The 18,585-nt window shown below is 38.3% G+C and carries 16 protein-coding genes and 1 tRNA gene; 10 read left to right on the top strand and 7 right to left on the bottom strand.

Annotated elements, in window-relative coordinates; translation table 11 throughout:
• The 3 genes from PERMA_RS10505 to PERMA_RS04815 all read right to left on the bottom strand — a co-directional run bounded on the left by PERMA_RS10505 (position 1) and on the right by PERMA_RS04815 (position 3,488).
• Positions 1–1,248 carry a GGDEF domain-containing protein gene (locus PERMA_RS10505; RefSeq protein ID WP_012676948.1) on the bottom strand — a complete coding sequence of 416 codons (1,248 nt, stop codon included), beginning with the start codon at positions 1,246–1,248 and terminating at the stop codon, positions 1–3.
• Between the two features lie 63 nt (positions 1,249–1,311).
• The gene (locus PERMA_RS04820; RefSeq protein ID WP_012675838.1) at positions 1,312–2,487 is read right to left on the bottom strand and encodes an AAA family ATPase; all 1,176 of its coding nucleotides are present in this window, start codon (positions 2,485–2,487) and stop codon (positions 1,312–1,314) included.
• Positions 2,484–3,488 (bottom strand): SPOR domain-containing protein, encoded by a 1,005-nt coding sequence (locus PERMA_RS04815; RefSeq protein WP_012676685.1) that lies wholly within the window; start codon positions 3,486–3,488, stop codon positions 2,484–2,486. The genes PERMA_RS04820 and PERMA_RS04815 overlap by 4 nt, the downstream gene beginning before the upstream one ends.
• Positions 3,489–3,550: 62 nt before the next feature.
• On the opposite strand from PERMA_RS04815, the gene PERMA_RS04810 reads away from it, so the two are divergent.
• From PERMA_RS04810 to katG, 5 genes are all read left to right on the top strand, one after another.
• A complete protein-coding gene (locus tag PERMA_RS04810; protein ID WP_012676847.1) occupies positions 3,551–4,276 on the top strand; it encodes an SDR family NAD(P)-dependent oxidoreductase in 726 nt (241 codons plus the stop codon).
• Positions 4,270–5,037 carry an MBL fold metallo-hydrolase gene (locus tag PERMA_RS04805; protein WP_012676011.1) on the top strand — a complete coding sequence of 256 codons (768 nt, stop codon included), beginning with the start codon at positions 4,270–4,272 and terminating at the stop codon, positions 5,035–5,037. The genes PERMA_RS04810 and PERMA_RS04805 overlap by 7 nt, the downstream gene beginning before the upstream one ends.
• 8 nt (positions 5,038–5,045) lie before the next feature.
• Positions 5,046–6,134, top strand: coding sequence for a glycine oxidase ThiO (gene thiO, locus PERMA_RS04800; protein ID WP_012675242.1), 1,089 nt, complete (start codon positions 5,046–5,048; stop codon positions 6,132–6,134).
• Positions 6,135–6,137: 3 nt separating this feature from the next.
• On the top strand, positions 6,138–7,253 hold the full coding sequence (locus PERMA_RS04795) for a pyridoxal phosphate-dependent aminotransferase (protein WP_012676071.1): 1,116 nt from the start codon (positions 6,138–6,140) through the stop codon (positions 7,251–7,253).
• Positions 7,254–7,329: 76 nt separating this feature from the next.
• Positions 7,330–9,513, top strand: a complete 2,184-nt coding sequence (katG, locus tag PERMA_RS04790) for a catalase/peroxidase HPI (protein WP_012675369.1) — start codon at positions 7,330–7,332, stop codon at positions 9,511–9,513.
• Here the strand turns inward: katG and PERMA_RS04785 are convergent, their stop codons facing one another.
• From PERMA_RS04785 to metG, 3 genes are read right to left on the bottom strand one after another with little or no spacing between them, the layout of a single operon-like run.
• Positions 9,514–10,812 (bottom strand): complex I 51 kDa subunit family protein, encoded by a 1,299-nt coding sequence (locus tag PERMA_RS04785; RefSeq protein WP_015898982.1) that lies wholly within the window; start codon positions 10,810–10,812, stop codon positions 9,514–9,516.
• Positions 10,812–11,300 carry an NADH-quinone oxidoreductase subunit NuoE family protein gene (locus PERMA_RS04780; RefSeq protein WP_012675696.1) on the bottom strand — a complete coding sequence of 163 codons (489 nt, stop codon included), beginning with the start codon at positions 11,298–11,300 and terminating at the stop codon, positions 10,812–10,814. Before PERMA_RS04780 ends, PERMA_RS04785 begins: the two co-directional genes overlap by 1 nt.
• Before the next feature lie 9 nt (positions 11,301–11,309).
• A complete protein-coding gene (gene metG / locus PERMA_RS04775) occupies positions 11,310–13,184 on the bottom strand; it encodes a methionine--tRNA ligase (RefSeq protein ID WP_012676819.1) in 1,875 nt (624 codons plus the stop codon).
• Between the two features lie 139 nt (positions 13,185–13,323).
• Between metG and PERMA_RS04770 the strand changes: the two genes are divergently transcribed.
• From PERMA_RS04770 to PERMA_RS04760, 3 genes are read left to right on the top strand one after another with little or no spacing between them, the layout of a single operon-like run.
• On the top strand, positions 13,324–14,703 hold the full coding sequence (locus tag PERMA_RS04770) for a phosphoglucomutase/phosphomannomutase family protein (RefSeq protein ID WP_012675249.1): 1,380 nt from the start codon (positions 13,324–13,326) through the stop codon (positions 14,701–14,703).
• Between the two features lie 2 nt (positions 14,704–14,705).
• Positions 14,706–15,128 (top strand): hypothetical protein, encoded by a 423-nt coding sequence (locus PERMA_RS04765; protein ID WP_012676343.1) that lies wholly within the window; start codon positions 14,706–14,708, stop codon positions 15,126–15,128.
• 2 nt (positions 15,129–15,130) lie between these two features.
• Entirely contained in the window at positions 15,131–15,523 is a 393-nt protein-coding gene (locus PERMA_RS04760; protein WP_015898916.1) for an acyl-CoA thioesterase, read from the top strand.
• On the opposite strand, the gene PERMA_RS04755 is transcribed toward PERMA_RS04760, so the two are convergent.
• Positions 15,524–15,610 (bottom strand) — tRNA-Leu (locus PERMA_RS04755).
• A 43-nt stretch (positions 15,611–15,653) separates the two neighbouring features.
• Between PERMA_RS04755 and PERMA_RS10650 the strand changes: the two genes are divergently transcribed.
• Together PERMA_RS10650 and PERMA_RS04745 are read left to right on the top strand one after the other, a co-directional pair.
• On the top strand, positions 15,654–18,251 hold the full coding sequence (locus tag PERMA_RS10650) for a CBS domain-containing protein (protein WP_012676141.1): 2,598 nt from the start codon (positions 15,654–15,656) through the stop codon (positions 18,249–18,251).
• A complete protein-coding gene (locus tag PERMA_RS04745) occupies positions 18,248–18,565 on the top strand; it encodes a hypothetical protein (protein ID WP_041530887.1) in 318 nt (105 codons plus the stop codon). Before PERMA_RS10650 ends, PERMA_RS04745 begins: the two co-directional genes overlap by 4 nt.
• The last annotated feature ends 20 nt before the right edge of the window (positions 18,566–18,585 follow it).

Genomic DNA, 18,585 nt, shown 5'->3' with positions numbered 1-18,585 from the left:
TCAGCAGATAACCTTACTTTTGCCTGAACTTTTCGCTTTATACATCTTCTGATCAGCCTGTTTTATGATATCAATTACCGATTCATGTTTACTTGTTATATCTTCAATTCCGGCACTGAACGTTACATTAATATATAGGTCCTCACCACAGCATATATAGCTGTCAGATATCTTTTCAAGTAAATTTCTGATAACGATACAGGCATCTCTCTTCTCTGTAAAGGGCATCAGTATTAAAAACTCCTCACCACCATACCTGAAAATAAAATCTGATTTTCTTAGATGTTCCTGAAGCTCTTTGGCAAAGTTCTGGAGAACGCAATCACCTACAAGATGGCCATATCTATCATTTATATTTTTAAAATCATCAAGATCAAGCATAACTATTGATAGAGGTTTTCCTGTTAGTTTTGCTATCTGATACTGGCTGTTAAGTATGAAATCCATAGCTTTTCTGTTCAGCAGCCCTGTAAGATGATCTATATTTATACCTTCAAGACTTCTTGCGGCTATATTCACAGTAGCAAGGGATATAAGCTTTCCGACAAGCTTTATAAGTTCTATATAGTTTGAGGTTAAAAGTGTGAACTTTCTTTTATCTATTGCGTAATAGATACTTGAAGACAGATTTATAAGTTTATTATGGACATCTCTTATAGCCTCTATCTCATCCTTATTCAGAAGTGAGGAAATATACTCCTTTTCATCAATATTCTTCCACTGGACGTTGGACTGGGTATCACAGCTTCTGAGCTTTTTAATATCCTCAGTCAGCTTGTTCACCCATATCAGATAGTCTCTTAAAAATGGTCTCAGCTCTGAGTTCCTGTCCTTAACACTTCTGAGCTCTTTTCTTATTATGTCCTTATCCGATTTTATCATCCTCTGTAGGTAACCGAATGAAACAGCATCTTTCACAGTATTGAAATAATCGTTTATCCTGTTTAACAGACCCTCATTTATATCTCCTTCAAAGGTCAGCTCTCTGATAACATCCTTTTCTATATGATCAAACATATCTACAAAAATATAGTAAGGAACGGACATATCGTAATACTCACCGCCTATTAAGAAAAACTTTCTCTTGATTTCCTGAGATGAGAGGTTAAAAGATCGGGATATGGTGTTTGATATCTCCTCTACCATATTTTTATCTTTGAAGTATAATCCAACACCCTTACATCCAGACAGACCTTCAAGATATTTTATCGTATTAGAAAAAATTACTTTTTGGATCTTTTCATCCATCTTTTTAACCTATTTTATTAATCTATCTTTTAAATTAATAACAATTTCGGGAAAATCAAGAAATCATTTCAGTGATAAGTACTTTTCCTTGACCCACCCTATAATATCATCTTTTTTAACTTTTACCCATTCTCCATCTCTACCAACTACCTCAACAGTATCACCTTCCTTTAAAAGATAGACGATTTCAGACTCTTTTGTAGGTTTTTCTCTCATATTTAACATGTATGCCTTGACCTTCATTTGTTTACTATCATTGATTCTATTTGAAACCTTATCCTGCACAACCTCTTTTTTTTCTGCTTCCTTAACAGATTTTCTGACAGAATCATCTGAGATACTGTAGATATAGTAACCTGCTGTGAAAAGTAAAATGAGAAGAACGGAAAAGACTGCCGGAACAGCGGTTTTAACTGATGATCTTTTTTTTCTTAATTTTAAGCTTTCAGCTGCAGCTTTTATATGCCTGTTATCTATAAACTGATTATTTTCAACAAATGCTGACATTAAAGCTCTTTCCATAAGAAGGTTGACTTTTCTGAGATTACCTTCGGTATAACTGTAAACGAGTCTGTAAACCCCATCTGAGATGTTAACGGCAGGATTACCTGCTTTGGCAAATCTGTAGTTAATATATTTGACAGTCTCATCAAAGGACAGATTCCTGAGATGGGTTATTATGGTTATTCTCTGTCTTAACTGTCTCAACTGGTTTGATTCAAGCTTCTCCTCAAGCTCAGGCTGGCCAAGGAGAATTATCTGTAAAAGTTTCTCCTTGTCCGTCTCCATGTTTGAGAGAATTCTCAGCTCCTCAAGTGTCTCAACCGGAAGGTTCTGAGCCTCGTCAACAATTATAACGATCTTCTTTCCTTCACTTTTCTTCTGGATAAGGAAGTCTCTAAGCAATGAAAAAACCTTATTTTTAGAGCTGTCTGAAGGAACATCTATACCAAAATCCTCAAGTATAGCCTTTAGAAGTTCCTCGGGGGAAAGATTGGGGAAAAGTATGTATGCGTACTCAACATCATCACCAAGCTGGTGTATAAACTTTCTTATAGTTATAGTCTTTCCTGTTCCAGGTTCTCCTATAATAACGGCAAATCCTTCCTCTGATTCTAAAAGATACTCAAGAGAGCCTAAAGCCTCCTGATGAACTGATGACATATAGAAATAGTCTATATCGGGTGTTATCCTGAAAGGATCCTCATTCAGACCAAAAAACTCAACAAAGTCTCTCATTTTTCTAACCTTTTTATGTAAGGTTTTATTCCTATTTCGTTCAATCTGTCTCTTATCTCAAGAGCTTCTTCTCTTCTATAGGCTTTTATATAAACATTTTTTATACTTCCAAGGTCTTCTATCTCAGCCTTTAGACCTGTTTTTTTAAAGATCCTGTCAGAGAGAAACCTGGCATTTTTTAAATTTCTGAAAGCACCTGCATAAATTCTGTATCTCTCTTTCAGAACAGGTTTTTTATGTTTTTTATCCGGTATCTGATTATTAATCACTACAGGATACACAGTTTTATCAAACAGACATACAAAATCACAGATCTCCTCTCTTACCTTTTTTCTCTCTGGTGGTTCTTTTTTAACAACCCTGTTATCTTTCAGACTCTTAAGTATCTCCTTATCCTTCTTTACTATCTTAACCTTATCTTCTTTAATCTCTTTTCCATTATCTTTGAGGTAAAAATAACCTGCTGAAAGACCTGAAATTATCAAAAGGGCTATAAGTAATTTTAGGAAAGGAAAGCCTTTTCCTTTTAGCTGAAACACAAAATTAACGTAAGAAAAGATCTTCTTTGGTTTTATCTCTTCAACGATCCTATCCAGCTTATCACTTCCTGTAAATATAACTGATATATCCTTATCCCCACCGAAGATCTTGATGAGATTAATAATATCAGTCTGATCCATGGAATCAGAATCCTCAATAACAATAAATACCCTTTTGTCAAGCTTCTCTTTCTGGTTGTAAAACTCAATCAGAAACTGCTCAACAGTCAGATTATCAATATCTCTCCCTAACTTCTGGAGTATCTGTCTGTAAATATCTCCAGATTTTGGGGATACAAACAAAACCCTTTTCTGTATATCAAGGCTGTTTAACAGATCCATGATAAAAAGAGATGCAGATCTGCCGTCCTTACCGTACAGAAATCCTATCTGTCCACCATCTTTAAGGAGAATCTTCAGTATGAGAAAGATCTCCTGATTTTCTTTATTGAGATGCCTCATATAATCCTCGCTGTATATTTCATATTATTATAAAATAAGAAAATCATGATGGTGGAGACGAGATGGAACTACAGGGTAAAAATGCTCTTATTACAGGAGCTTCAAAAAGAATAGGAAAGGAGATAGCACTTTTTTTAGCAGAAAAAGGTGCAAACATAATAATACATTACAACAGATCTGAAGATGAGGCTGAGAAGGTAAGGGCTCTCGCTGAGGATTACGGCGTTAAAGCAATTAAGATAAGGGCTGATCTTGAGAAAGAAGAGGATATAAACTTTATCATAAAAGAGAGTCTCCTGATGTTCAGGAAGATAGACATACTTGTAAATAATGCGTCTGTATACTATAAAACGCCACTTGATGATCTAAGTATGGAATCCCTTGATAGATTTTACTCTGTTCATATAAAAGCACCTTTATTTATCTCAAAAAGTCTTGGAAAGATCATGTTTGAAAATGGATACGGAAGAATTATAAATATTATTGATTATGCCCCTTTAAGACCATACAGGGATTACTCAGCTTATATAGTAACAAAAGGTGGACTTTACACAATGACAAAGGTTCTGGCAAAAGAGCTTGCACCTCACGTTCTTGTTAATGGTATTCTACCAGGTCCGATAATCCCTGCTGAAGGTACTGAAGATATAGAAGTTCCTCTAGAAAAAACCGTTCTAAAAAAATGGGGCGGTGAGAAAGAGATATGTAAAGCTGTTGAGTATCTTATAAAAACAGAATTTACAACAGGAAGCTTTATTCCTGTTGAAGGAGGAAGACTGATTTGCTGAAAAACAGTATAACATTTTTAGGGACAGGCGGCGGCAGGGTTGTTGTTTTCAGACAGATAAGATATTCAGGTGGGCTCTGGGTGAATATTGAAGGTATAAACATACTGATTGATCCCGGTCCTGGATCTCTTATCAGAATATTTGAGTTCGGGTTTGATCCAAGGGATATTGATATTATCGCTGTTTCACACAGGCATCTTGATCACTGCTCAGATATAAACGCTGTTATTGAGTCGGCAACAGACAGTAAGAAAAGGCCTTTAAAACTTCTTGTTGCCCCTGATGATGTAACGGGAGGTGATGATCCTGTTCTCCTGAAGTATATAAAAGATGGGATTGAGAGAATAGAGCATACAGAAGAGGGAAAGGAGATAGAGTTTGGAAATCTTAAAATAAAAGCACCTGTTAAGCATATACATGAAGGGGCAAAAACATTCGGACTTCAGTTCAGTACCGGAAATAAGACATTCGTTTATGTTCCCTGTGGAAAGTTTTACGACAAAATGCTGACAGGATATCCTGAGAATGCTGATCTTATGGTTTTCAACACAACATTCCCAAGACCTGTAGATGGGTACTCCCATTTATCCATAGTAGATGTTGAAAAGATGATAAAAAGATTAAAACCGAAAAAGGCGGTTCTCACACATTTCAGTATACCGATGCTGAAAGCAGACCCGATAAAACTTGCAAAGAAGATAAACAAAACAACTGATATTCCAGTTGTGGCAGCTAAAGACGGAATGAGAATACAGTTTTAGGGGAAAGTATGAAAGTCATCATCATAGGCGGTGGGATTATTGGCCTTTCCATTGGAAGATCATTTCTGAAGAAGGGATACTCAGTAACAATAATAGATAAAGATGAGATAGGCAGAGGTGCCTCATGGACCTCTGGAGGTATGCTTGCTCCCCAGTCTGAAGGACTTGATAAAGGTGTATTTCTTGATCTGTGTATAGAAAGCAGAGATATGTACAGGGGTTTTATAGAGGAGATTGAAGATGAGACCGGTGTAGAAACAGGTTACTGGGAGTCAGGTATAGTCTGTCCTGCTTTCTCTGAGGATGAGGCAGATCTGCTTAAGAGAAGGCTGGAGATATACAGATCTGAAGGACTTACAGGAAAATGGCTTGATAGAAAAGAGCTGGAAGAGATTTACTCACCGCTTGGAAGCAGTATCTTAGGAGGAGTTCTTTACGATAGGGATGGTCAGGTTGACAGCAGAGCTATTCTTAAAGCCCTTGTAACCTCTGTAAAAAATTTAAATGCTGAGATCATCAATAACTGCAGGGTTTTAGAAGTAGAAGAAAGAGACGGTATCTTCTCTGGGATAAAAACGGAAAAAGGTTATATAGAAGGAGATCTCTGTGTTGTCTGTGCAGGTGCATGGTCCGGCCAGATAGTTGATATACCTGTTTACCCTATTAAAGGGGAGATGTTAGCTGTCAGTACAGAGGGCAGACCTCTTGATAAAATATTTTACAGCTCAAAGGCTTATATCATACCGAGAAAAGACAGAAGCAGAATAGTTGTTGGGGCAACGGAAGAGAATGTGGGGTTTAAGGAGGGGAATACAGTCAGGGGAATAAAAAAGCTACTTGAAGGGCTTGTAAGTAGTTTACCTGATATGGAATATAGAGATCTTATTGAGATATGGTACGGGTACAGACCTTCAACACCTGATCTTCTTCCTGTACTGGGTAAAACCAAGATAGAAGATCTTTATATCGCCACAGGTCACCACAGAAATGGGATACTCCTTGCACCTGTCACAGCGAAGATAATATCAGACCTTATTGTTGAAAGGAAGGAAAGTGTATACACCCAGACTTTCAGCTATAAAAGATTTGAAAGGTGAGTTATGGAAAGAACTGAAAAGATCAGACCGTTTATAGTTATGGATATTGTCAGAAAAGCATCAAAAATAAAAGATGCTGTCCATTTTGAGATAGGTGAGCCTGATCTTCAGCCTTCCCCTCTGGTGTGGGAGCTTGCTGAGAAGGCTGTAAAGGACAGGGTTAATTACTACACTGAAAGTCTTGGACTCCCTCTATTGAGGGAAAAGATCTCCTCATTTTATTACGAGAGATACGGTGTAGATATAGCACCTGAAAGAATAGCTCTTACAGTAGGAACATCAGGTGCCTTCCTTGTTGCATACTCAATGCTTCTCAATAGAGGAGATAAGATAGCTCTTCCAGATCCTTCATACCCATGTTATAAAAATTTCGCTTATCTTCTTGATATACAGCCTGTTTTTATACCTGTAGGGAGAGAGAGTTCATACCAGCTTACTGCAGAACATCTGAGAGAGTACAGTGATATAAAAGCTGTTCATATATCATCACCATCAAACCCTGTAGGAAATATTTATAAAAAAGAAAATCTAAAGGAGCTTGTAGAGTACTGTGATGAAAAAGGGATATACTTTATATCCGATGAGATATACCACGGACTTGTTTATGAAGGAAAAGAGCATACAGCAGTTGAGTTTTCAGATAATGCTATAGTTATAAACGGGTTCTCTAAATACTTCTGTATGCCGGGATTCAGGCTTGGATGGATAATACTCCCTGAAAAGCTTGTAAGAAAGGCGGAGATAATAATACAGAACGTATTTATCTCACCGCCGACTATAAGCCAGTATGCAGCACTTGGAGCATTTGATCATAAACATTTAGAGAAGAATAAAGAGATATTCAGGAAAAGGAGAGACTTTCTTTTTAGAGAGCTTAAGGAGATCTTCACAATAGATGTTGAGCCTGAAGGGGCTTTTTACATCTGGGCAAATATAGAGAAGTACTCTGACAACTCTTTTGAGTTCGCTAAAGAGCTTCTTGAAAAGATACATGTAGCGGTTACTCCAGGTGTGGATTTTGGAAGTTACAGAACAGACAGGTATATAAGATTTGCATACACAAGGGATATACAACATATGGAAGAAGGGGTCAGGAGACTGAAAGATTATCTCCTTTGATACTCAGTAGTTCCAGCTTCCGTATTGACTTTGTATCTATTTACTACCACCTTAATCTAAAAACTGGAGAAATAATATGGATAAGAAAGAATGCGGTTTCAGTATTGATGATTTTTTATACGCCGTTGAAGGTGGAAATACGATAAGTAAATGGTGGCCTCACAGATTAAACCTGAAAATACTTCAGCAGAACAATCCAGACCTTGTTCCTTTTGATAAAAACTTCAACTACAGGGAAGAATTTTCAAAACTGGACTACTTTGAGCTTAAAGAAGACATAAGAAGGATAATGAGAGAATCTCAGGAATGGTGGCCAGCAGATTACGGTCATTATGGACCTCTTTTTATAAGGATGGCCTGGCACAGTGCTGGAACTTACAGAATTATAGACGGCAAGGGAGGAGCAAACGGCGGAAATCAGAGGTTCGCACCTGTAAACAGCTGGCCTGATAACGTAAATCTTGACAGGGCGAGGAGGCTTTTATGGCCTGTTAAGAAAAAGTACGGTAATAAGATATCCTGGGCTGATCTGATGATACTGGCAGGTAATGTCGCCCTTGAGGATATGGGTTTTAAAACGATAGGTTTTGGCGGTGGAAGGGAAGATATATGGGAGCCTGAGATTGATACATACTGGGGTCCTGAAACTGAATGGCTCGCTGATATGAGACATTCAGAAGAGGGAAAAATTAAAGGACCTTTAGCGGCTGTCCAGATGGGGCTGATATATGTAAACCCTGAAGGTCCAAATGGAGAGCCTGATGTACTTGGAGCAGCAAAGGATATAAAAGAAAGTTTTGGAAAGATGGGGATGAGTATAGAGGAAACTGTAGCTCTCATCGCAGGTGGACATACGTTTGGGAAATGCCACGGGGCGGCAGATCCTTCAAAATATTTAGGTCCAGAGCCTGAAGCAGCACCGATAGAACAGCAGGGTTTAGGATGGAAAAACAGTTATGGAACGGGTAAAGGGAAAGACACTATAACAAGCGGTCTTGAAGGGGCATGGACACCCACACCTATAAAATGGGATAACAGCTTTTTAAGGATACTTTTTAAGTACGAATGGAATCTGCAGAAAAGCCCAGCGGGAGCATGGCAGTGGGTAGCTGTAAATCCTGACAGGGAGGATCTTGTTCCTGATGCTCACATACCTGGGAAATACCATCCACCGATAATGCTCACCACAGATCTTGCTTTAAAACTTGATCCTGAGCTTTCAGAGGTCTCAAAAAGATTTTTAGAAGATCCGGAATATTTCAGAGATGCCTTTGCAAAAGCCTGGTTTAAGCTTACACATAGAGATCTTGGACCAAAATGGAGGTATCTTGGACCTGAAGTTCCGGAAGAGGATTTCATATGGCAGGATCCTATACCTGAGATAAACTACCAGCTTATAGATCAGGATGATATAAAAAATCTAAAAGAAAAGATATTAAAATCGGATGCAACAGTAACAGAGCTTGTATATACAGCATGGTCAGCAGCATCAACATTCAGAAAGTCAGACAGAAGAGGAGGAGTAAATGGTGGAAGGATAGCTTTAGAGCCCCAGATAAGCTGGGAGGTTAATAAAACACACGTACCAAAGGTTTTGAAGATACTGAATGAGATAAAGGAAGATTTTAACAAGCAGTCCTCAGACAAAAAGGTTTCACTTGCTGATCTTATAGTTTTAGCTGGATGTGCTGCAGTTGAGGAGGCTATAAAAAGAGCAGGTTTTGATATACAGGTTCCTTTCAGACCTGGCAGGAATGACACAACACAGGAGCTGACTGATATAAAATCTTTCAGCTTTTTAGAACCAGTAGCAGATGGATTCAGAAACTATATAAAGCCAGAGTGTGATATACCTGAAGAGTATCTTCTTATTGATAAAGCTGATCAGTTAAACCTGACAGTTCCACAGATGTGTGTTCTTGTGGGAGGTTTGAGGGTTCTCGGTGCAAATTATGACTCAACAGATTACGGTGTTTTCACAGATAATGTAGGAACTTTATCCAACGATTTCTTTGTGAATCTTCTTGATATGAGTATAGTATGGAAACCTGTAAGGGTAAATAATCGTGATATTTTTGAAGGATACGACAGAAAAACAGGAGATCTTGTTTACAGAGGAACAAGGGTTGATCTTATCTTCGGTTCAAACTCAGAACTGAGGGCTCAGGCTGAGTTTTACGCACAGGATGACAACAGAGAAAAATTTATAAGGGATTTTGTTGAGGCGTGGGATAAGGTTATGAATCTTGATATAACCTGATCATCCACTATCAGGGAAACAGACTTTACAGCTTCTGTTAAGATGGGCTTCAAACTCCTCTGGGAATTTTCGTAACGCGTCTGATACAGCCTGGGGAGCTGAAAAACCAAGTCCACATATTGATCCTGCAGGTATATTTTCTGAAAGATGCTTTAAATACTCGAGATCTTTTTCTGTTCCCCTTCCTTCCTTTATCTTTTTTAGTATGTTCATCTGTTCGTAAGTTCCAACACGGCAGGGGGTACATTTACCACAGCTCTCATGATGAAAGAAGTTTGCGACCACAAGAAGTGAATCTATTATACAGTCGTCCTCATCAAGTACTATCGTTGTTCCTGTTCCACCAAATCCTTTTGGTGAGTAATCCATGGGCATATCAAGATCCTTCTCCGAGTAAACACCGAGAGCCCCTGAAAATACAGCCTTAAATCTTTTTCCATTCTTAATACCACCGGCCATATCGATAAGCTCTCTTAGAGTGATATCCATTGTAGCTTCATAAACACCCGGCTTTTCTACCTTTCCACTGATAGGGAAAAGTTTCGGTCCATAAAAGCCTGAAGGACCTATATTCATAAAGTACTGTTCGTACGTAACTATAATTGGGATATTAGAGAGGGTTTCTACATTGTTAACTACTGTAGGCTTTCCGTATATTCCTACCTGAGCAGGATATGGTGGTCTCAGTCTTGGATGTCCCCTTTTTCCTTCAAGGCTTTCAATAAGTGCTGTCTCCTCACCGCATATGTACGCTCCAGCACCTCTGTAAACCTTTATATCAAAAGAGAAATTCGTTCCAAGTATGTTCTCACCTAAAAACCCGTAAGATTTAGCCTCCTCAATAGCGTTCTCAAGAATAAGATATCCTGCAGGATACTCACCCCTTATGTATATATAACCTTCCTTCGCACCAAGTGCATATCCTGCTATTATCATCCCTTCAAGTAAAAGGTGTGGATCTCTCTCAACAATTATCCTGTCCTTGAATGTCCCCGGCTCAGACTCATCACAGTTACATATCAGATATCTTGGTTCAGGGTTCATAAGTGCAAATCTCCACTTTCTCGCCGTTGGGAATCCTGCTCCACCTCTTCCCCTTAGCGTACTCTCCTCAACAAGAACAACTATATCTTCAGGTTTCAGTCTTTCCAGAGCTTTCCTTAAGGCAGAGTAACCACCTGTAGTAACGTACTCCTCAATATCGACAGTTCTGTTCTCCTTCGCCCTTCTAAGAAGAAGATTTAGATTACTCTCAACATGTATCTCAGGTAGATGAGGAATTTTATCCCTGATACTCATCACTCATACCTGCTCAGTATTTTTTTTAGATCTTCTTCGGACACTATCTTACTGCCGTCGTAAAGGTCATCATTTATAAGGAATGCTGGAGCTATAGCACAGCTTCCTATACACTCAACAAGCTCTATATACCACTTTCCATCAGGGCTGTTCTTGCCAATATCAGCACCTGTAAGATTTTTTATCTTCTCAAGTAGTAGCTGATATTTACCAAGATGGCATGGGAGATTTCTGCATATCCTTATATGGTTTCTGGCATTCTTCTTATGCCTGAACATATCATAAAATGAGACTATACCCTCAATATCAGATGGTGGAACTTTAAGATAATCAGCGAGCTCAAATACAGCCTGATCAGGTATATCCCTGTATTTGTCAAGTATATCGTGAAGGGATGGTATTATCGCCTGCTGTGGAAAGGGAAATTTATTAAGATGCCTGTCTATCCTCTCTAAAATGTCAGGTGTAAGATATATATACTCTCCCATTATCTCCCCTTAAGAAACGTAGGCTCCTGTTTCTACATCTCCATCAACGGTTAAAAGCCTTAATGTTTTATCATCCTTGGCAGCAAGAACCATACCTTTTGACTCTATACCGAATATCTTTCTTGGCTTTAGATTTGTAAAAACGATAATCTTTTTGCCTACAAGCTCCTCAGGTGTGTAAAACTGTGCAATACCTGAAACTATCGTCCTTTTCTCATCACCAAGGTCAACTGTAAGCTTTAAAAGCTTATCAGCCTTAGGAACTTTCTCAGCCTCTAAAACCTTACCTACCCTGAACTTGAGCTTTGCAAAATCCTCAATGGTTACAACACCTTCCTCTTTTACCTCTTCCAACTTCTCTTCCTCCTCAATCTCAACCCTCGGGAATAGAGGTTTTATCTTCTTCTTCACCTTTACACCTTCAGGGAACGAATAAGGCTCCATCTCTGAAGGTAGATTATCAACACCGAGATACTCTAAAGCTGTCTCCATCTTACCAGGCATAAATGGTTTTAAAAGGTAAGTTATAAGGAGCAGACCATCAGCTACTGTATAAAGTGCAGTATTCAGATAACTATTACCTTCCTTTTTGAGCTTCCAAGGTTCAGTTTTCACTATATACTTGTTGAGAAAATCTATAAACTCCCAGACAATCTCAAGTGCTTTATTAAATTCAAGCTTTGATATATGTTTATCAAAATTCTCAACGGTGTATCTGTAAAGTTCCTTGTACTCTTCCTCAAGCTGTGAAATATCTCCAGCTCCAGGAACAAAGCCTTTGTTGAACTTATTTATCATTGAGAGTGATCTTGAGAAAAGATTGCCAAGATCATTCGCAAGATCTGAGTTTATCCTGCCTATTACAGCCTTTTTAGAAAAATCACCATCAAGACCAAAAGGAACTTCTCTCATTAAAAAGTATCTGAGCTGATCAACACCATATTTCTGTGAAGCCTCAAATGGATCAACAACATTTCCAAGAGATTTTGACATCTTATGTCCTTCAACAGTCCACCATCCGTGTGCAAAGACCATCTCAGGAACTTCAATACCTGCACTCATAAGAAAGGCAGGCCAGTAAACAGCATGAAATCTGAGAATATCCTTACCAACAATATGTACATCAGCTGGCCAGAACTCATTTGGAGAAGGTGGATAACCTACAGCTGTAAGGTAGTTTGTAAGTGCATCAAACCATACATATATCGTGTGATCAGGATCAAAAGGAACAGGTATCCCCCATTTTACCCTCTCTCTTTTTCTTGAAACAGAAAGATCCTTAAGTCCCTGTTTAACAAATGAGACAACCTCATTCTTTCTGTACTCGGGCATTATAAAATCAGGTTTTTCCTGATAGAGCTTTAAAAGTTTATCCTGGTATTTTGAAAGTCTGAAAAAGTAACTCTCTTCCTTTACCTTCTCACAGGGCTTTAGATGTACTGGACATTTATAATCGTAATCCTTTATCTCAGTTTCAGTCTTAAACTCCTCACAGCCTACACAGTACCAGCTCTCATACTCTGAGAGGTATATATCCCCGTTATCATAACATTTCTGGAATATGTACTGGACAGCCTTTATATGATCAGGATCTGTTGTCCTTATGAATCTATCATAAGAAATGTTTAGGACTTCCCACAGCTCTTTAAATTTTTTATGGGTTATATCTGCAAGCTCTTTTGGTGATATACCTTTCTCTTCAGCTGATTTCTGTATCTTAAGACCATGTTCATCGGTTCCTGTAAGGAAAAAAGTTTTTACCCCTTTCTGTCTGAAGTATCTTGCAAGAACATCAGCTGCAACCGTTGTGTAGGCATGGCCAAGGTGAGGAAGATCGTTCACATAGTATATAGGCGTCGTTACATAAAACTTTTTCCTTCCCATTAATTACCTCTTTCAGTGATAAAAGCTAATCCTTAGTATATCAGCTTGAAAGCCATTTTTAAAGATCACTTTGATTTCAAGATTTATCAATCTTATCATTAATGTTAAAATTGTGTTTAACACAAGTCAGGAGGGAATCATGTCTATCAAGTTCGGAACTGACGGATGGAGAGCTGTAATAGCAGACCAGTTCACATTTGACGCTGTCGCAAAAGTTGCACAGGCTCATGCTGATCATTTAAAGGAAAAAAATGGGAAAAGGGTTGTTATAGGCTACGATCCAAGATTTATGTCTGAGGATTTTGCATATATAGTTGCTGAGGTTTTATCAAGTAACGATTTTGAGGTCATCCTTTCCTCTTCAGTCTGTACAACACCTGCACTTGCACTTGCAACTAAAGAGCTAAACGCCGATGAAGGTGTTATGATAACCGCATCACATAATACATACAGGTATAACGGATACAAGATAAAGGGAAGTTACGGTGGACCTGCAACGCCTGAGATAATAAAGGATATTGAAGAGAAAATAGGATTATCACAGGTAAAAAAGGGTAAAACAAGATGGGAAGAGATTGATCTGAACAGCCTTTATATAGAAAGATTAAAAAGATACATCATGCCTGAGCTTTTCAGACAGAAGATGGAAAAGGTCGTTCACGATCCAATGCACGGATCAGCGATGGGGCTTTTATCACAGCTACTTGAAGATACCTTCATAGATGTTTCACAGATAAACCACTACAGAGATCCTTACTTTGGTGGACACCATCCTGAACCTATAGACAAAAATCTATCATTACTGAAAGGTAAGGTCGTTGCAGAGGAAGCGTTAGTTGGAATAGCAAATGATGGTGATGGAGACAGGGTAGGAATAGTTGATGAGGCAGGTGAGTTTGTCAGCACACAGATAGGTTATGCTCTTCTTCTTCTTCACACATTAAGAAATAAGAAGGTTGAAGGTGCTGTAGCAAAAACTGTATCAACATCATATCTGGTTGACAGGATATGTGAGAAAGAGAACAGGAAGCTTTACAAAACACCTGTAGGCTTCAAGTATATAGCTGATATATTTCTGAAAGAGAAGATAGCATTTGGTGGGGAGGAGTCAGGTGGATACGGTTTTGGATTCCACATACCTGAGAGAGATGGGCTTTTATCAGGTCTAATGATCATAGAGATGATACTCTTACACGGAAAACCTCTATCAAAGATTATTGAGGATCTATTCTCTGAGTTTGGAACAGCATACTACAGAAGGGAAGACCTTAAAGTAAATGGTGATGAGGGCAGAATTCTTGTTGAAAGACTGAAAAAAGAGCCACTTAAAGAGCTTGCCGGTCTGAAGATAAAGGAAACAGATCTTACAGATGGTGTGAAGTTCATATTTGAGAATGACGGATGGGTTCTTTTCAGAGCATCAGGGACAGAGCCTGTTTTAAGAATTTATGTTGAGATGCCTGAGAGATCTCAGGTTGACCGGATATTAGAAGAAGCAAAAACATTGATTGGAGGATAAAGATGGAACAGCACATTTACCATCCTTTTGATGTAAGGATGACCGAGGATGAAGAGATTATCGCTATCGTTGAACCTGACAGCTACATACAGGAGATGATAGAAAACGATAAAACATGCTGGGAAGTTGATGTTGATGTTGACTATGATGAGGAGGAACACGAACCATACCTTATGGTTACACTTTTAAAGGATAACGGCCAGATATTTATGGCTTTCCCTTACGGAGAAGCATGGGACGCACTCTCTGAGAAAGGTGTGATAACAGTTGCACTTCTTACACAGTTTGACCTTGACCACGGAAACGTTCATGATGCTATAACAATTTCAATTGAGCTTGATCCATTCTTAAAAGGTTATATAGCAGGTGCTGAAAGAATGTGGGAGGCTGTAAGTGAGGAAGTGGAAGGGGAACATGAGGAATAGATATGGAAGTGATTTACCCAAGAAAGGTGAACTTTTATGAGACAGATGCACAGGGTGTTGTCCATCACTCTAACTACCCGAGATACTTTGAGGAGGCAAGGGGATTTTTCCTGGAAAGTATAGGATTTCCATACCCTGATGTCAGGGAAAAGCTCAACACTGATATAGTCCTTCTTGAACTTCATGTTAAGTACAGACATCCCCTTTACTACGGGGACAGATTTGAGATACTCACACAGCTGAAGATGGAAAACAGGTATTTCTTCAGATTTTTCTACACCATCAGAAAGGGGAATGATACAGTCTCAACAGGAGAAACAAGACACTGCTGTATAGACAGAGATACAAGAAGGATGATACCAGTTCCGGAAGAGATTAAATTAAGATTAAAATAATGGTGCCCAGGGCGGGAGTCGAACCCGCACGCCCTTTCGGGCACTACCCCCTCAAGATAGCGCGTCTGCCAATTCCGCCACCTGGGCGAGTGAGGAAATATATTATATGAAAAAGGAGACAATTTTGCAAGTGGTTTATATAGAGGAAGGAGCAGACCTTGATGCCTTCTCTTCAGCTTACGGCATAACACTTTTATATCCTGAAGCAAAAATACTTCTTCCACATGCTTTATCACCTTCTGTAAGACTCACTATTAACAGGTTTAAGGATCTTCTTGATAAGAAGACTATCAGGAAAAAGGATCTATCAAAGATAGATAGGCTTTTCCTTGTAGATACATCGAACATTAAAAAAGCCAGACAGTACCTTAAAAACTATTTAACAGAAAAAACGGCAATAGATATTTACGACCACCATCCTACAAAACTGAGAAAATCAGAAAATCTCAATCTGTACATAAAGAAAACAGGAAGTGCTACTACCATTATAGTAGAAAAAATTAGAGAAAAAGGGGTAGAGCTGAAGCCTGAAGATTCAACCCTTCTTCTTTTAGGCATATATGAAGACACAGGCTCTTTTACTTACAATATAACAACATCTGATGATCTAAAAGCTGCAGCATTTCTTCTGGAAAGAGGTGCTGATTTAGAGACTGTAAGGACAATCCTTGAAAGGAGGATTGATGAGAAGCAGATAAATATAGTCCAGCAGCTTATCGAAAATATACAGTACTTCCCTGTAAAGGATAAAAAGATAATAATATCCGTTGCTTACAGTAAAGAGTACATACCTGATATATCAGCACATCTCCATCTAATAAAACCGTTTCAGGAGGTAGATGCTTTCTTTGCGATAATAAACGCATCTGGAAAGATAAGCATAATAGGGAGATCAAAAACAAAAGATATAAATGTTGGGAAGATACTTTCATTCTTAGGGGGTGGAGGGCATTACGCTGCAGGAAGTGCGATGATAAAAGGTATGACAACACAGGAGATAAAAACATACCTTGAGAACATACTTATAGGAGAGTTTTACAGGGATCAGAAGATATCAAACATAATGTACAGGAATGTTATAAAGGTTGAGAAAAGCAGGATTATAAAAGAGCTGAAAGATATAATCCAGAAAGTACCTGTCATATTTGTTGTAAACAGAGAAGGAAAGTTTGAAGGTATAGCATTATCAAAAGTTTTAAAAGAGAGTATAAGACATGGTATTGATGATATCTCCGTTGAAAACTTTGTTATAGACAATGTGGTCACATTTGAAGAGAGTATGCCCGTTGCAGAAGCTGAGAAATATCTTATTAACTCATCACAGGACTATTTTCCTGTTTTAAGAAAAGGTTATCCTGTAGGGATAGTATCAAGGAACTATCTTTTAAAGGTTCTCCACGGACAGGTCTTTGATTTTGAGAAGGATATTTTCATAACAAGGGAAAGGATAAAACCAAAGTATCTGAACTACAGAGAGAAACTGCAACAGCATCTTCCTGATGATGTTATACAGGAGCTAAAAAAGATAGGAGTTATAGCAAAAAGATCAGGCTTCAGGGCTTATCTTGTCGGGGGGATAGTAAGGGATATCGTTATGAAAAGGAAGAATCTTGATATAGATATAATCGTTGAAGGTGATGCCATAGAACTTGTTAAAAAGTATGCTAAGGAGAACAACTACAGGTATTACTACTTTGAGGAGTTTATGACAGCTCAGGTCACACTTCCTTCAGGTCTCAAGATAGATTTTGCAACGGCAAGAAAGGAAATATACGAGTATCCGGGAGCATACCCCAAAGTCAGAAAGGCAAGTATTAAAGAGGATCTATACAGGAGAGATTTTACTATAAATACACTTGCTATTGAGATCACAGAGGATAACTTCGGGACGCTTATAGATTTCTTTAATGGACTTAGGGATATAAAAGATAAGGTTATAAGGATACTTCACCAGCTCAGCTTTATTGAAGATCCGGTCAGAATACTGAGAGCAGTAAGGTTTGCAGGTAGGTTTGGATTCAAGATAGGTAAGATGACTGAAAGACTTTTAAAGCTTGCTGTTGATGAGAATCTTTTACTTGTTGCACCAACAGGAAGGGTGAATACAGAGCTTTCATACTCATTTAATGAGGAGAAGGCAACGGAGATCATCTACCTTATGAACAGATACAAAATACTTCACCAGCTTATACCTGAGTTTGTCTTTGATGATAAGAGGGAGGAGGTTATAAACAGGTTAAGGGATATGATAGTAACATTTGAGATATTCTTCGGACATAAAGTTGACAGGGTTGCAAACTACCTTCTTGCACTTATGTATCACCTTCCTCTTGATATTTCTTACCAGTTTTTGGAAAGATACCATTTTTCAAATGGAAAACAGCTCTTTAAGCTTTTCTTTTCTGTGAAGGGAAGATTCCGAAAGATACCTGAAAAGAACAGTGAGCTTTACATGATCATTAAAAATATAAAAAAGGATGTTCTCGTTTTTCTATGCTCATACCTTCCTGCTGAGATATCTGAAAGAATAATCTACATTCTTAAAAAAGAGGAAGAGAGAAAGCTCCTCATTACAGGAAACGATCTGAAGGAACTCGGGCTTAAACCATCTCCATTATTTAAAGAGATACTTGATGAGATCTTCCTTAAATATCTTGACGGCGAGATAAAAAACAGAAGAGAAGCCCTTGAGTATCTGAAAAATAAATATAAATTAAATGAGATATGAAAATCAGTAACTTAACTTTCTTTGCGATAAGTGTTATGTTCGCTATTGTTATAGGTTATGGTCTGTATAAATTCTATGAGGCGTCAAAGCCGAGATACTACAAACCCGATCACAGAAAGATTCCTAATTACTACAAAGGGGATATAAGAAATACACCGGGGTATTACAAAGGTGATATGAAAAAAGTACCTAAATACTATAAAGGGAAGATCTCAGAAAGCCCAAACTACTACAGGCCAAAAGGTGTTAAACCAAGTGAAAAAGAGGAAAGGTCTGACAAAAACAAGCTTGAAGCATTAAGAGAGGGATGGTAGTTCACCGATATTTCACATCT

Source organism: Persephonella marina EX-H1, from assembly GCF_000021565.1.
Taxonomy (GTDB): domain Bacteria; phylum Aquificota; class Aquificia; order Aquificales; family Hydrogenothermaceae; genus Persephonella; species Persephonella marina.
This window is presented reverse-complemented; position numbering and strand designations above follow the sequence as displayed.

What these genes read in the sequence shown, in the direction of transcription:
- PERMA_RS10505 (WP_012676948.1), bottom strand. Translation starts at nt 1,248, where the DNA reads ATGGATGAAAAGATCCAAAAAGTAATTTTTTCTAATACGATAAAATAT.
- PERMA_RS04820 (WP_012675838.1), bottom strand. Translation starts at nt 2,487, where the DNA reads ATGAGAGACTTTGTTGAGTTTTTTGGTCTGAATGAGGATCCTTTCAGG.
- PERMA_RS04815 (WP_012676685.1), bottom strand. Translation starts at nt 3,488, where the DNA reads ATGAGGCATCTCAATAAAGAAAATCAGGAGATCTTTCTCATACTGAAG.
- PERMA_RS04810 (WP_012676847.1), top strand. Translation starts at nt 3,551, where the DNA reads ATGGAACTACAGGGTAAAAATGCTCTTATTACAGGAGCTTCAAAAAGA.
- thiO (WP_012675242.1), top strand. Translation starts at nt 5,046, where the DNA reads ATGAAAGTCATCATCATAGGCGGTGGGATTATTGGCCTTTCCATTGGA.
- PERMA_RS04795 (WP_012676071.1), top strand. Translation starts at nt 6,138, where the DNA reads ATGGAAAGAACTGAAAAGATCAGACCGTTTATAGTTATGGATATTGTC.
- katG (WP_012675369.1), top strand. Translation starts at nt 7,330, where the DNA reads ATGGATAAGAAAGAATGCGGTTTCAGTATTGATGATTTTTTATACGCC.
- PERMA_RS04785 (WP_015898982.1), bottom strand. Translation starts at nt 10,812, where the DNA reads ATGAGTATCAGGGATAAAATTCCTCATCTACCTGAGATACATGTTGAG.
- PERMA_RS04780 (WP_012675696.1), bottom strand. Translation starts at nt 11,300, where the DNA reads ATGGGAGAGTATATATATCTTACACCTGACATTTTAGAGAGGATAGAC.
- metG (WP_012676819.1), bottom strand. Translation starts at nt 13,184, where the DNA reads ATGGGAAGGAAAAAGTTTTATGTAACGACGCCTATATACTATGTGAAC.
- PERMA_RS04770 (WP_012675249.1), top strand. Translation starts at nt 13,324, where the DNA reads ATGTCTATCAAGTTCGGAACTGACGGATGGAGAGCTGTAATAGCAGAC.
- PERMA_RS04765 (WP_012676343.1), top strand. Translation starts at nt 14,706, where the DNA reads ATGGAACAGCACATTTACCATCCTTTTGATGTAAGGATGACCGAGGAT.
- PERMA_RS04760 (WP_015898916.1), top strand. Translation starts at nt 15,131, where the DNA reads ATGGAAGTGATTTACCCAAGAAAGGTGAACTTTTATGAGACAGATGCA.
- PERMA_RS04745 (WP_041530887.1), top strand. Translation starts at nt 18,248, where the DNA reads ATGAAAATCAGTAACTTAACTTTCTTTGCGATAAGTGTTATGTTCGCT.